Source organism: Streptomyces winkii, assembly GCF_032248595.1.
Lineage (GTDB): Bacteria > Actinomycetota > Actinomycetes > Streptomycetales > Streptomycetaceae > Streptomyces > Streptomyces winkii.
On record NZ_JASTTH010000006.1, the window covers coordinates 295,815 to 309,537 of the forward strand.

A 13,723-nucleotide genomic window follows, 5' to 3' on the forward strand; every position below is an offset into this window, starting at 1 on the left:
CAGGGACGGCTTCGTACATTCCGCACCCACGCCGCCGAAGGATGTAGGCACATGGCACACACCCCGGACCCGGCACCCGCCCGCACGGAAACCGGCACGAAGACGGGCACGGACCCCAGCACGGAAACCGGCACGGACCTCCGCGAGACCGCGGCCGAGACAGGGACGGAGACAGAGACCGAGAACGGGGCCGGAGCGGACACCGGCACCGCCGGTCCGCTCGGTGACCGGCTGACCGTCGAGGCGCTGCTCGGCGAACCCGTGCTGCGCGGCCGGCTGCTCGGCGGCAGGGCCGGGGTGCACCACGTGGTGACCTGGTGCCTGCCGCTCTCCGAGGTCGAGGACGCCGGACACGGCGAGCAGCAGGGCCGCGGCGATCTGCGCGGCGTGGCCGTGCACGCTCCGGCGGCCCGGCTGGGTTCGGCGCGGCACGCGAGCGCCGTGGTGGAGGAGCTCGCCCGGCGCGGAGCGGCGGCACTGCTCGTACGGCCGCGCAGCGGCAGCACCGTCACGGCCGGCGGCAACGGCGAGGGCCCGGATCTGGCGGGCGCTGTCCGCGCGGCCGACGGTGCGGGGCTTCCCCTGGTGGGGCTGGCGTCGGAGGCCGACTACCGCAGCATCGGCCGTCTGGTCGCGGTCAAGACGATCGCGGGCTCCGCGCACGTGCTGGAGTACAGCGTGCGAGTGCACCGCACGCTCAGCGAGGTCTTCACCGCCGGTACGGGGATGCCCGCGCTCGCTCACGCCATGGCCGGTCTCGCGCAGGCGAGGCTGCTGATACTCGACGCCGACGGCGAGGTGCTCGCGTCGGCGGACCACGGGGAGCCGGCCGACGAGGACGCGGGCGCGCCGCGCTGGCCCGCGGCACAGCTGCACCGGAACGCGAGGGAGCAGGGCGTACGTACGAGCGGCTCCGGCGGGCAGCATGTCGAGGCGCGTGACGTGGCGTTCCACACGCCGCAGGGCACTCCCGTGCACGCCGTGGTCGCGCCGTTCGGCGTGGCCGGGGACGTGTACGGCACCGTCGCCGTCGTCGAGCCCGTCGTGCCGGCCGATCCGCACGACCTGGCGCAGCACCGCGTGATCGTCGAGCAGGGCGCGCCGCTGATCGCGTCGGAGCTGCTGCGGCAGCGGTCGGTGACCGAGGCGGAGGAGCGCGCGCGGGACGACTTCCTCGACACCCTCGTGCACGGCCGCTTCACCGACGTACACGAGCTGGAGGCGCGCTCCCGCCACTACCGGTTCGACATGCGCGCCCGGCACGCGGTCTTCGCCGCCTCGGTTCCGCAGCCGGACGGCGCCCGCGCGCAGAGCCTGCTGCGCGTCGTGGGAGGGCTGCGCGGCGCCGCACCCGCCCGTCTCACGCTCGCCGCGTACGTCGGCAAACTCCTTGTCGTCGTACGGCAGTTGGCGCAGCCCGGCTCCTCCAAGCACTTCGACGCACCGGCGCAGCAGGAGGAGATCAAGGCCTTCGGCGAGGCGGTGCACAGGGCGGTGCGCGACCATCTGGGCAGCGAGGTGCAGGTGGCGCACGGGCGCGGCGCGGTCGGCGCGGCGGGCGTGGCGGAGAGCTACCGCGAGGCGCGCATCGCACTGGAGCTCTCCCGCCGCGTGGACGTGCCGATCGTGTGCGGCTACGACAGGCTGCGGGTCTTCGCCGCGATCGAGGCGGCGGCCTCGGGCGAGCAGGGGCGGGCCTTCGCCGAGGAGATCCTCGGCCCGCTGCGTCGGGCGGACGGGCAGACGGGGAACCTGGAGCAGGTCGTGCTCGCGTACATCGCGGAGTCCGGCAATCTCAACGCCGCCGCGCGCCGCCTCCAGCTGCACCGCAACACGATGCTCTACAAGCTCGAACGCGCCTCGCGCGCGCTCCAGATGGACATGCGCTCGTCGGAGACGCAGTTCACGGTGTGGCTCGCGCACTGCATCCACACGCTCAACGACTCGCTGCGCGTGCTCGACGTGGAGCTGGCGCCGCCGGTGCCGGGCGAGTAGACACCAGGGCAGCCGGGGGCGTCACCAGCCGGGGGCCGTCACTGGCTGAGCGTCGCCTGCCGGGTGTCGCCGGCGGCGTTCCGTACGGTCCTGCCCGGCGACGTGGCCCCCGCGCAGGCGCCGACCGCGGCGACGGCGACCACCGCCGCGCACACGGAGAACAGCTCCACCAGGTCCCCCTGCCGCACCCCGAGCAGCGCCACGCACGCCGACCCCATGGCCGAACCGCCGAAGCGCACCAGGTTGAACAGGCCGAGGCCGGCGCCGGACGCCCCGCCGCGGGAGCGGGACGCCCCGGTCGCCGCCGGGGTCTGCACACAGGCCACGCCGCAGCCGACGACCAGCAGCGCTCCGAGCACCGCGCCCGGGCCGCGTCCCGCGCCCACGGCGACCGCGAGCCCCAACTGGCCCGCCATCAGGGCCAGTAGACCTCCGAGCATGACCGGCCTTCCGCCGAGGCGCTCCGAGCCGATGCCGGCGACCGGCGCCAGCAGCGCCATCGCGAGCGGCAGCGCGAGCACCATCAGCCCGGCGGAGCCGGTCGACAGGCCGCACATCCGCACCAGATACAGCGGTGCCGCCAGCAGAGTCGCACCGAGGGCGAACATCTGCACCGCCACGGCGAACGCCGAGCGCAGATACCGGCCGTCGAGCAGGTCGCGCGGAGGCAGGAACGCGTCGCGGCGGCGGATCTCCACCCGTACGAAGGCGGCGAGCGTGCCGAGCCCGGCCGCAGCCGCCACCCACACCACCGGTGAACCCGCGCCCAGCGCGGGGATCGAGGAGAGCGCGCCGAGCAGCAGCCCCGCGCCGCAGGTGAGCAGCGCGGCGCCGCGCCACTCCAGGCGCGCGGCGCCGCCCCGTTCGCGCGGCAGGAGCCGTACTCCCGCGAGGACGGCGAGCAGCGACAGCGGCACGATCGGCCAGAACACGGCCCGCCAGCCCGCCCATTCGGCGAGCAGCCCGCCCGTGACCGGGCCCAGGGTCTGGCCCGCGCCGTTCGCGGCGGCCCACAGACCGAGGGCACGGCCGCGGCGTTCCGAGCCCATCGCCCGTACGACGAGGACCATCACGGCGGGCAGCACCGGAGCCGCCGACACGCCCTGCACCAGGCGGAACGCGACGAGTACGGGCAGCGATCCGGCGAAGGCCGCACCGGCGGAGCCCACGGCCATCCCGAGCATCGCGGCGCAGAAGACCCTGCGGTATCCGAAGCGTTCGCCGAGCCAGCCGGAGACGGGCATCAGCGTCGCGAAGACGACGGTGAAGGCGGTGGCGACGAGCACCCCGGCGGACAGCGGCGCGTCCAGGCCGCGAAGGATCTCGGCCATCGGGACGTTGACGACCGTGTTGGCCATCGTGGTCGTGGTCGTGGCTGTCAGCAGCGGTATGACGGCGGGCGGGACACCGCCGCGCGGGCGTCTCCCCGCCTCACTCACGTTCGTCCACCGACGCGGTCAACTCGACCTCCACGGGCGCTCCCGACGGCAGCGACCGTACGCCGATCGCGCTGCGCGCCGGAAGGGCCGCGTGACGTCCCGTGGCCGCCGCGAGGGCGTCCGCGAGCGCGTCGGAGGCGCCGTCCGCCACGGCCGACAGCTCGGTGAAGCCCTCGGCGCACGCGACGTAGACGGTCATGCGCAGGCAGCGCCGCAGGCGCGAACTCCCCGGCAGCGCCTCGGTGATGGCCGCGAGCGCGTTGCGCGCGGCGAGGCCGGCGGCCTGCCGTGCCGCGTCCGTGCCGACGTCGGAGCCGACCAGCCCGCGCACCGTGAGCCTGCCGCCGGAGCGCGGCGTCATTCCGGCGCTCACCGCCAGCCCGCCGTCGACGACGGCCGCGGCGTACCGGCCCTGGGGCCGGGGCGGGACGAACTCCCGCGGGCCGGGCGGCCGGGCCGGAGCGGCCGGAGTGGAGGGCGGGGACTGCGCGGGGGTCACGTTCTCGGTCACCACCGCACTATGCGAGAGAGGCTGATTCCGCCGCCATGTGCAGAATTCACTGCGTATCGGACATCCGATGGGCATTGCGCACACGCGCGCTGCGGCCTGCGCGGTGAACGGCCGATGCGCCTCGATCGCTTGGCAGGTAATTCACCAGGCCATACCGTCGGTGCACCTCCACTGCGAAGGACACAGGGTGCACAAATAATGTGCTTCAGCCTGTGCACGATTGCCTCTTGGCCGAAACCCCTGACCTCGCGAGCATGCCGCGCATCCATTCATCCACAAAGAGCCGGCTGCCGAAGCCTTCGAACGCCGAGTAGGGAGTGCGGACGTGGAATTGACTGCTGCGCACTGGATCTATCTCGCCGGAATAGTCGTGATCATCGGTGTGATGATCGCCCGCAAGAACGTCGTGGTGCCCGCCGTCGTGGCCACGCTCGTCACCGCCTGGGTCTTCACCGGAAGCATGGTGAAGGGCCTCACGTCCGTCTTCTCCGCGAGCCTCACCGCCGCGTCCGAACTCTTCAGCATCTTCCTGATCATCGCGCTGGTCACGGCGCTGCTCGGGGCGTTGCGCGCGATGGGCGCGGAGCGCCGCATGGTCAAGCCGTTCCAGGCGCTGATGCGCAACGGCAGGATCGCGTTCTTCGCGCTCGTCGGCGTCACCTACGTCATCAGCCTCTTCTTCTGGCCGACCCCCGCGGTGCCGCTGATCGGCGCCATCCTCCTGCCCGCCGCGATACGGGCGGGGCTGCCCGCGATCGGCGGGGCGGCGGCCATCGCCGTCGCCGGGCAGGGCATGGCGCTCTCCAGCGACTACGTCATCCAGGTCGCGCCGGGCCTGTCCGCCAAGGCGGCCGGCACCTCCACGGGCGCGGTCGCCGACCGGGCCATGGTGCTCTCGCTGATCATCGGCGCCGTCGCCGTCGCCCTCGTCTACTGGCGTACGAGGAAGACCATCACCGCTCCCAGCGCCGAGAACCTCACGCGCTGGGAGGAGACGGCCACCGGCGGACTGCTGGAGGGCGAGGACCAGAACCTCGTCGTGGCCGAGGCCCGGACGCTCGCCGGTGACGGCGGAGGCACGGGCACCGGGCCCGGAGCTTCCGGCGCCGGAAGCGAGGGGGCCGCAGGCGCAGAGGGCGGAGCCTCCGGCGCCAAGGAGGCCGTGGCAGCGACCTCGTCCGGCGGCTCGGCGGGCGCCGGCGGCGACAGCGGCGAGGGCGGTGAGGGCGGCGAGGGCGGCGCCACGAAGGTGCTCGCGCCTCCGGCGCCGCCGTCCTCGACCGGCCACGACTGGGCGGCGGAGCAGCCCTCCGTACCGTCCGGACCGGGCGAACCCGTCCTGCGCTCCAAGGTGTTCGCGGCCCTCGTCCCGCTGGCGTTCCTCGCGCTGGTGCTCTACATGCTGCTCGGCAAGTTCACGTCGCTGGTGCCGCCGGTGGAGGAGAACGACGGCGCGGCGCTCGTCGGCGGGGTGGCACTGCTTCTGCTGCTCGCCGCAACGCTGGCTCTGGACGGTGTGCAGGGCCTGACGACGTCCGCCCAGCACGTCGTCGACGGGCTGGTCTTCGCGTTCCGCGCCATGGGCGTCGTCGTGCCCATCGCGGGCTTCTTCTTCATCGGCAACGAGGAGTTCGCCGGGGAGATCCTGGGCCTCGGCGAGGGGAAGCCGCCCGCGCTCCTCTTCGACCTCGTCGCGTCGGGGCAGGAGTACATCCCGCACAACGAGTTCATCCTCTCCTTCGCCATCCTCCTCGTCGGCATGATCACGGGTCTGGAAGGTTCCGGCTTCTCCGGTCTGCCGCTGGTCGGTTCGCTCTCCGGCGCGCTCGGCCCGGCGTCCGGTGTCGACCCGTCGACGCTGGCGGCCGTGGGGCAGATGGGGTCGGTCTGGACGGGAGGCGGCGTGCTCATCGCATGGTCCTCGCTGCTGGCGGTCGCGGGCGTGGCCCGGGTGCCGGTGCAGGATCTGGTCCGCAAGTGCTTCATGCCCGTCGTGATCGGACTCGTGGTCGCGACGGCGGTGTCCGTGGTGCTGTATTGAGGCGGCACCGGGGCCCGTAGCCCGTACTGAACCCGTACCGGAACCCCGACTCCCTTGATTTCTGCGCCTTTTCACCGATGATCTGCGCCGCCGCGCCCGCCCGAGCCGAGCGCGGCGGCGCGCTTCTGCACGCCCTTTGTTTCCGTTGGACGACCTGCACTGTGAAACAGAGATTTCCTGTGCAGGATCGCCGTCCATTCCCGAGTCCGCTCAGCCCTACGGTGAAAATCCGAAGTCGACCTGAGGCACGGAAGGACAACCAGCAGTGACCCAGATCCTGTCGAAAGACGAATTCCGCAGTGCGCTCCAGGAGGCCATCAAGGGCCGCGAGGCGAAGAACGCCTCCTTCAGCGAGGCCTGGGCGGCGGGAAGTCTCAAGCGCGAGCACTTCGCACGCTGGGCGGAGAACCACTACCACTACGTCGGGCCGTTCGCGGACTACCTCGCGTACGTCTACGCGAACACGCCCGAAGAGTTCGCCGGGGCCAAGGACTTCACCCTCCAGAACATGTACGAGGAGGAGCTGGCCGACATCCGCCACACCGACCTCCTGATCCGCTTCGCGGAGGCCTGCGGCACCACCCGCGAACGCGTCGAGGACCCCTCCAACATGAATCCGGTGACCCGCGGCCTCCAGTCGTGGTGCTACGCCGTCGCCATGCGCGAGCACTTCGTCGTCGCCACGGCGGCCCTCGTCGTGGGCCTGGAGTCGCAGGTGCCGAGCATCTACAAGAAGCAGATCGTGTCGCTGCGGGAGTCCTACGGATTCACCGAGGACGAGATCGAGTTCTTCGATCTGCACATCACCTCCGACGTCGTCCACGGCGAACGCGGCTACCAGATCGTGCTGGACCACGCCGACACCCCCGAACTGCAGCAGCGCTGCCTGAAGTTCGTGAGGTGGGCCGCGGAGATGCGCTTCTCCTACACGCAGGCGCTCTACGACCACTACGTACGGCCCGACCTCGAACCGGCCGCCGCCGCGTAACGCGTGACGAGCGGCGCGGTGCGCCGTGTGCTCGCGCGGTGCGGCGGTACGGGTGCGGCGCCGGCCCGAGCACGGGCGCCGCACCCGCCGCAGGACAGCCGCGGAGCGGTGGCATCGCGGTCGCAGTGCAGCCGCAGGGCGGCCCGCGGTGCAGCCGCAGTGCGCAGCCGCTGAATTGCCGCGGTGCAGGTGCCGTTGACGGATCGAGCAGGCCGGCGGAGGGCCCGGATGTCGGATTGGGTACGTGTCGCGGAGCTCACGGAGCTGAGCCGCCGCAAGAAGAAGCTGGTGCAGGTCGGGGAGGAGCGCATCGCCCTGTTCTTCGCCGGGGGCGAGGTCTTCGCCCTGCGCGACACATGCGTCCACAAGGAGCGCCGGCTGTCCGACGGGACGCTGCTCGGCGGCAGGGTCGTCTGCCCGGGACATCAGTGGGCCTTCGACTTGAGCACGGGACAGGCGGACGGCCGTGACGAGTGCCAGCCCACGTATCCCGTGAAGACGGAGAACGGCCAGGTGTGGGTCCGCCCGGAGCCCCGGCGGTCCTCCGCCGCGGCGGCCGCGACGGTCGCGGCAACCGCCGCCGCCCCCGTGCCCCGTCCCACCGGTGAACGGCGCGTACCGGAACGGATCCTCATCGCCGGCGCCGGGCAGACCGGGGCCGTCGCCGCGCGCACGCTGCGCCGGCACGGCTTCGGCGGCGGCATCGTGCTGGTCGGCGAGGAGCCGCACGCGCCGTACCAACGGCCCCCGCTGACAAAGGAGTTCCTCGCCGGGCGCGAGGGCCGCACGGACCTCGCCCTGCTGACCCGGGAGTGGTGCGAGGAGCACGACGTCGAGCTGCGGCTCGGCACGGCCGTACGGCGCATCCACCCGGGAGACGGCGCCCCGGGAAGCGGAGACGCGTCGGGCGGCTTCGCCGAACTGGAGGACGGCAGCCGTCTGCACGCGGACGCGTTCCTGCTGGCGACGGGCGCGCGGGCGCGACGGCTGCCGGGCATCGAGGGCGAGCGCGTCGTACACCTGCGGCGACTGGAGGACGCGGAGAGGCTCCGCGCCCACATCCGCCCCGGTGCGCGCGTCGTCGTCATCGGCGCGGGCTTCGTCGGCTCCGAGGTCGCCTCGACGGCGCTCGCGGCCGGGGCCGGCGTGGTGGTGCTGGAGCAGGGCCGGGTGCCGCTCGAACGCGCCCTGGGCGCACGCATGGGCGAGGTCTGCGCCCGCGTTCAGCGCAAGGCGGGCGTCGAACTGCACACCGGGCAGACAGTGACCTCGTACGAGGAGACGGCCGGGGGCGCCGTCGTCTCCACCGCCGAGGGCCTGCGCGTCGAGGGCGACGTGGTCGTGGTCGCCGCGGGCGCGGTGCCGGAGACCGGGATCGCCGAGCGTTCGGGCATCGCGGTCTCCGACGGCGTCCTCGTCGACGAGTACTGCCGTACGAACGTCCCCGGCGTCTACGCGGCGGGCGACGTGGCGAACCAGCAACACCCGCTCTACGGGCGGCGGTTGAGAGTCGAGCACTTCGACAACGCCAGCAGGCAGGCGGCGACCGCGGCCAGGAACATGCTCGGTGAGGCCGTCGTGCACGACGACCCGCACTGGTTCTGGTCCGACCAGTTCGAGCTGAACCTCCAGCAGTGCGGCCACACCGAGGGCACCGACCGGGTGGTGGTCCGCGGCTCCGCAGAGGCCGCCGACTTCACGGCGTTCTATCTCGCGGACGGCGTGCTGCGGGCGGCGTTCACCATCGGACGCGGAGGAGACGTCCTCGCCGCCAAGGACCTCATCGCCCGGCGCGCCGCCCCGGAACCGGAGGTCCTGTGCGACGAGGACACCGACCTGGCCGGACTCGCCGCGGACACGGGCGGGTTGGCGGAAGCGCGGGAGGCGGGGGCGCGGGACGAGGACTCTCCGGGCTCGGACTCGCGACCGCTTCCGCCGTCGGCGCGCAGGCCCGCGCCCCCCGAAGCCGCCCCGGGCGTCCCGTACATCCGCGTGGCCCGGTCCGGCCAGGTCCCGGAGGGAATCGTCCGCCGCTTCTTCGTGGACGACGTCGAACTCGCCGTGGCCCGCCGCGACGGCGCGGTGCACGTCAGCTCCAACTACTGCACGCACCTGGACTGTCTGCTCTCCTCCGGCAAGGTCACCCGGGAGGGCCTGCTGTGCTCGTGCCACGGCAGCGTCTTCGACTTCGCCACCGGCGAGCCCCTCTCGCCCCCGGCGACGGAGCCGATCCGGGTCCACCCTTCGAAGGAGGAGAACGGCGAGATCCTCGTGGCCCTCGACCCGGACGTCGCTCCGCACCGCCGGAAGCGATGAGTTCCGGGGGCGCGGCCGGTCCGCCTCAGGCAAACACCACGGACCTGGGGAGGATCATGAGCGGCAACGCATCATCACAGCAGCCCGGCACGGGCACGGACACCGGCACCGGCACCGGCTCGGAATCGGCGGAACCGGCGATCGTTCTGGTCGAACCGCAGGTGACCGCCGTCGTCCGCGGAGTCGTGCCGCTCGCCGGGCTGCGGGACTTCTTCGACGCGTCGTTCCGGCAGCTGACCGGGGCCGTCTCCCGTCAGCAAGTCGCCCTCATCGGCCCGGCGTTCGGCCTCTACCACCGGCCACCGGGAGAGACCACCGACCTGGAAGTCGGCTTCGTCACCGACCGGGCCGTCCACCCCGAGGGCGACGTCGTCGTGAGCGCCCTGCCCGCGGCGCGCGTCGCCCGTACGGTCCACCGCGGCTCGTTCGACGGGCTGGGCGACTCGTGGGAACGGCTCCGCGCCTGGGTGCGCGAGCAGGGACTGACCCCCGGGGACGTGATGTGGGAGTTCTACGTCACCGAGCCCACCCCGGACATGGACCCGCGCGATCTGCGTACGGAACTCAACTGCGTGATCGCGGACTGACGGACCGGCGGGGGCGGCAGGCCGGCCCCGGAGGGCTCCGGCGCTCAGACCCCCGCCGCATAGCGCCAGAAGTCCCGCATCCGCTCGGGCCAGGACGCCTCGGACAGCCGCAGCTGGGTGAGCAGGACGGTGACGGCGCCCGTCGACGGGACGACGTGGGCCGCCGTTCCGCTGCCGCCGACCCAGCCGTAGCGCCCCGGCACGTTCCAGGGTTCGAGGGCCTCGACGTCGACCGAGCCCCCGTAGCCCCATCCCTGGCCCTCCAAGAAGTGCCTTCCGGCCCGGCGTTGGGACTCCGTCAGCCGGTCCGTCGTCATCTGCCGTACGGACGCGGGCAAGAGCAGCCGCCGGCCGCCGCCGCTCCGTCCCGCGCTCGTTCCGGTCGCGCCCTCTGCCGTGCCCTCGGCGAGCAGCATGCGGGCGAAGGAGTGCCAGTCGTCGAGGGTCGATACGAGCCCGCCGCCGCCCGACGGGAAAGCGGGCACGCTGCTCCACTGCCCGTCCGGACCGTCGACCGGCCTTACGTCGCCGTTCCGCCGCGCGGGCAGGTGGAGGGTGGTGAACCGGTCGCGCTCACCCTCCGGGACCGCGAATCCGGTGTCGGCCATGCCGAGCGGCTCGAACAGCCGCTCCGCGAAGAACTCCGGCAGCGGCATCCCCGACGCACGGGCGATCAGCACACCCAGAATGTCCGAGCAGGTGTGGTACAGCCAGCCCTCGCCCGGCTGGTGCAGCAGCGGAATGCGCGACAGGGACGCCATCCACTCGTCCGGGCCGGGAGCGGACTGGGGGCGTACGGGATCGACCTTGAGATCGCGGAAGAGCAGCTTGACCACCGGCAGGGAGAAGTCGGGCGCGTAGCCGTATCCCGCGCGGAAGGTGAGCAGATCGAGCACCGTGATGGGACGCGCCGCCGGGACGACGTCCTCGACCGGACCGGACGGCGTACGCACCACGACCGGTGACGCCAGCTCCGGAAGCCACTCGCCGACCGGGTCCTCCAGCGCGAAGCGGCCCTCCTCGACGAGCATCATCACGGCCGCCGCCGTGACCTGCTTCGTCAGCGACGCGATCCGGAAGATCGACTCCCGGGCCATCGGAGAGCGACCGCCCGCATCCGCGTGGCCGACGGCCTCCACCTCGACGCGGTCGCCACGGGCCACCATCCCCACCGCCCCCGGCGCCGAGCCCCGGCCCACATGCCGCTCCAGCACCTCACGCAAACCCGTCATCGTTTCCCTCTCCGCGTTTCCCTCTCCCCAGTCCGCGGACGGAGCGAGGCCCCGTCCCGTCACTCGAAGCGGGCCACCGCGGTCATCGTCGGACGCATGTTCCGTACGACGGGCAGCCGGCGCAACACAGGCGCCAGCACAGCGTGGTAGAGGCCGCGGCCGCGGGGCACCGGCAGCTCGCGGACGTCGCGGATGCGCGGATGGAATCCGCGGACCGTGCTCAGCTCGCCCGCGTCCAGGCCCCACGGCATCGGCGGCGGCCGGTAGCCCTGCGGTGTGCGCATGCCGCCGCTCAGCGTGCGGGCGCTGAACCACTTCGGCACCGCGTCGAAGACGAGCGCAGCGCCGCGGAAGCGCTCCGCGCAGGCCGCGATCAACTCCCGTACCTCCTCGGGCCGCAGATACATCAGCAGGCCCTGGGCCGTGACCAGTACGCCGCGTTCCGGGTCGACCTCGTCCCGCCACGTCAGATCGAGCGCCGACTGCGCGAGGGTGCGCCGGCGCCCCTCGTCCGGGAGCAGGCGGGCGCGCACCTCGGCGGTCTCCGGCAGCTCCACGGCCAGCCACCGCGCCCGCCCGTTGTCCACCCGCCAGTACTGCGTCTCCAGGCCCTCGGCGAGGGTGACGACCGTGCCGTCCGGATGCTCCGCGAGGAACGCGCGTACCGCGGTGTCGAAGGTTCGGACCCGCAGCGCATGCCCTTGTGCGAGCAGGGCGTTGGGCTCGCCGAAGGTCTCCGCGAAGGGGTAGTCGATGCGCCGCACCAGGTCCACGGCCGCCGGGTCCTCCAGTACGGTGCCGGGCTGCCCCGCCTCGTACGCGCGCTGCCACAGGTTCCACAGCAGCGTCTCGGGCACCCCGCTGAGCCGCACGGCCCGGTCCTCGTCCTCAGCCATCCCGCCGCTCCCCTCGTGCCCGGTCCCCGTTTCGTGTACGGGCCAGTTGTACGGCCCCATTCAACACCGCCCCAGCCGGAGGACGTTGAGCGCCGTACGGGCACCTGAAGCGGGCAGAGACGGGACAGCCCGGCGCGCGCCGCCGGACGGTCCCGCGATGCCCCCGCCCATGAGCGGGCGGAGGGATCTCGCTACGACGACGTGGGGAAGCCGAGGTTGATGCCGCCGCTCTCCGCCGGGTCCGGCCAGCGCGTGGTGATGACCTTGCCGCGGGTGTAGAAGGCCACGCCGTCGTTGCCGTAGATGTGCAGGTCTCCGAAGAGGGAGTCCTTCCAGCCGCCGAAGGAGTGGTGGCCGACGGGCACCGGGATGGGCACGTTGACGCCCACCATGCCCGCCTCGACCTCGAGTTGGAAGCGGCGGGCGGCTCCGCCGTCGCGGGTGAAGACGGCGGTGCCGTTGCCCCAGCGGCTGCCGTTGATGAGGGCCATCGCCTCGTCGTAGGTCTCCGCCCGTACGACGCACAGCACCGGGCCGAAGATCTCGTCCCGGTAGGCGTCCATGTCAGGGGAGACCTTGTCGAGGAGCGACACCCCGAGGAAGAAGCCGTCCGCGCACTCGGGGTGGCCCTCGACGGTGTAGCCGGTGCCGTCCACGACGACGTCCGCGCCCTGTTCGCGCGCCCCGCCCACGTACGAGGCGACCTTGTCGCGGTGTTCGCGCGTGATCAGCGGACCCATCTCCGAGGACGGGTCCTCGCCCGGCCCGATGCGGAGCTTGCGCGCGCGGTCCGCGATCTTCGCCACCAGCTCGTCGCCGCTCTCGCCGACGGCCACGACGACGGAGACGGCCATGCAGCGCTCTCCGGCCGAGCCGTAGGCGGCGTTGATGGCGTTGTCGGCGGCGAAGTCCAGGTCGGCGTCCGGCAGTACGAGCATGTGGTTCTTCGCGCCGCCCAGCGCCTGCACCCGCTTGCCGTGCGCGACGGCCTCCGACTGGATGTACTTCGCGATCGGCGTCGACCCGACGAAGCTGACGGCCGCGACGTCCGGGTGGGACAGCAGCCGGTCCACCGCGATCTTGTCGCCGTTGACGATGTTGAGCACGCCGTCCGGCAGGCCCGCCTCCGCGGCGAGTTCGGCGAGACGGTACGGAGCCGACGGGTCCTTCTCGCTCGGCTTGAGCACGAAGGAGTTCCCGCAGGCGATCGCGAGCGGGAACATCCACATCGGCACCATGGCCGGGAAGTTGAACGGCGTGATGCCCGCGACGACGCCGAGCGGCTGCCGGATGGAGGCGACGTCGACGCGCGTGGAGACCTGCGTGGACAGCTCCCCCTTGAGCTTCTCCGGGATGCCGCAGGCCAGTTCGAGGATCTCCATGCCGCGGGCGACCTCGCCGAGCGCGTCGGAGTGCACCTTGCCGTGCTCGGACGTGATCAGCGAGGCGATCTCGTCGCGGTGCGCGTCGAGCAGTTCGCGGTACTTGAACAGGAAGGCGGTGCGCCTGGCCAGCGAGCTGACCGACCACTCCTCGTACGCGCGCCGCGCCGCGCCGACGGCGGCGTCGACCTCCTCCGCCGAGGCGAGCGCGACGTGCGTGGGCTGCGCGCCGGTGGCGGGGTTGTAGACGGGGCCGACGTTGCCGGAGACGGACTCGACAGGCTTGCCGCCGATCCAGTGTCCGAGGGTCTTCATGAGGTGGCCCTACTTTCTTTC

General features: G+C 72.7%; 10 protein-coding genes. 5 read left to right on the plus strand and 5 right to left on the minus strand.

Translation table 11 applies throughout. The features are described from left to right. Positions 1 to 51: 51 nt before the first annotated feature. Complete coding sequence (locus tag QQM67_RS20180) at positions 52 to 1,995, plus strand: helix-turn-helix domain-containing protein (RefSeq protein WP_314175370.1); 1,944 nt, start codon at positions 52 to 54, stop codon at positions 1,993 to 1,995. Between the two features lie 38 nt (positions 1,996 to 2,033). Here the strand turns inward: QQM67_RS20180 and QQM67_RS20185 are convergent, their stop codons facing one another. Then, positions 2,034 to 3,434 carry an MFS transporter gene (locus tag QQM67_RS20185; RefSeq protein WP_314175371.1) on the minus strand — a complete coding sequence of 467 codons (1,401 nt, stop codon included), beginning with the start codon at positions 3,432 to 3,434 and terminating at the stop codon, positions 2,034 to 2,036. After that, positions 3,427 to 3,945 (minus strand): RidA family protein, encoded by a 519-nt coding sequence (locus tag QQM67_RS20190; protein ID WP_314175372.1) that lies wholly within the window; start codon positions 3,943 to 3,945, stop codon positions 3,427 to 3,429. Before QQM67_RS20190 ends, QQM67_RS20185 begins: the two co-directional genes overlap by 8 nt. A gap of 325 nt (positions 3,946 to 4,270) precedes the next feature. Here QQM67_RS20190 and QQM67_RS20195 point away from each other — a divergent pair, with 325 nt between their 5' ends. The 4 genes from QQM67_RS20195 (at position 4,271) to QQM67_RS20210 (ending at position 9,877) form a co-directional block, all read left to right on the plus strand. Further along, a complete protein-coding gene (locus QQM67_RS20195; RefSeq protein WP_314175373.1) occupies positions 4,271 to 5,986 on the plus strand; it encodes a hypothetical protein in 1,716 nt (571 codons plus the stop codon). A gap of 265 nt (positions 5,987 to 6,251) precedes the next feature. Continuing rightward, positions 6,252 to 6,974, plus strand: a complete 723-nt coding sequence (locus tag QQM67_RS20200; RefSeq protein WP_314175374.1) for a TenA family transcriptional regulator — start codon at positions 6,252 to 6,254, stop codon at positions 6,972 to 6,974. 228 nt (positions 6,975 to 7,202) lie between these two features. Then, the gene (locus QQM67_RS20205) at positions 7,203 to 9,290 is read left to right on the plus strand and encodes an FAD-dependent oxidoreductase (RefSeq protein ID WP_314175375.1); all 2,088 of its coding nucleotides are present in this window, start codon (positions 7,203 to 7,205) and stop codon (positions 9,288 to 9,290) included. Positions 9,291 to 9,346: 56 nt separating this feature from the next. Continuing rightward, entirely contained in the window at positions 9,347 to 9,877 is a 531-nt protein-coding gene (locus QQM67_RS20210) for a GyrI-like domain-containing protein (protein WP_314175376.1), read from the plus strand. Positions 9,878 to 9,921: 44 nt separating this feature from the next. Here the strand turns inward: QQM67_RS20210 and QQM67_RS20215 are convergent, their stop codons facing one another. The 3 genes from QQM67_RS20215 to QQM67_RS20225 form a co-directional block, all read right to left on the minus strand. After that, entirely contained in the window at positions 9,922 to 11,109 is a 1,188-nt protein-coding gene (locus QQM67_RS20215) for a serine hydrolase domain-containing protein (protein ID WP_314175377.1), read from the minus strand. Between the two features lie 59 nt (positions 11,110 to 11,168). Then, complete coding sequence (locus QQM67_RS20220) at positions 11,169 to 12,005, minus strand: class I SAM-dependent methyltransferase (RefSeq protein ID WP_314175378.1); 837 nt, start codon at positions 12,003 to 12,005, stop codon at positions 11,169 to 11,171. Positions 12,006 to 12,196: 191 nt separating this feature from the next. Beyond that, positions 12,197 to 13,702, minus strand: coding sequence for a CoA-acylating methylmalonate-semialdehyde dehydrogenase (locus tag QQM67_RS20225; protein WP_314175379.1), 1,506 nt, complete (start codon positions 13,700 to 13,702; stop codon positions 12,197 to 12,199). Positions 13,703 to 13,723: the final 21 nt, after the last annotated feature.

What these genes read in the sequence shown, in the direction of transcription:
- QQM67_RS20180 (WP_314175370.1), top strand. Translation starts at nt 52, where the DNA reads ATGGCACACACCCCGGACCCGGCACCCGCCCGCACGGAAACCGGCACG.
- QQM67_RS20205 (WP_314175375.1), top strand. Translation starts at nt 7,203, where the DNA reads ATGTCGGATTGGGTACGTGTCGCGGAGCTCACGGAGCTGAGCCGCCGC.
- QQM67_RS20210 (WP_314175376.1), top strand. Translation starts at nt 9,347, where the DNA reads ATGAGCGGCAACGCATCATCACAGCAGCCCGGCACGGGCACGGACACC.
- QQM67_RS20215 (WP_314175377.1), bottom strand. Translation starts at nt 11,109, where the DNA reads ATGACGGGTTTGCGTGAGGTGCTGGAGCGGCATGTGGGCCGGGGCTCG.
- QQM67_RS20220 (WP_314175378.1), bottom strand. Translation starts at nt 12,005, where the DNA reads ATGGCTGAGGACGAGGACCGGGCCGTGCGGCTCAGCGGGGTGCCCGAG.
- QQM67_RS20225 (WP_314175379.1), bottom strand. Translation starts at nt 13,702, where the DNA reads ATGAAGACCCTCGGACACTGGATCGGCGGCAAGCCTGTCGAGTCCGTC.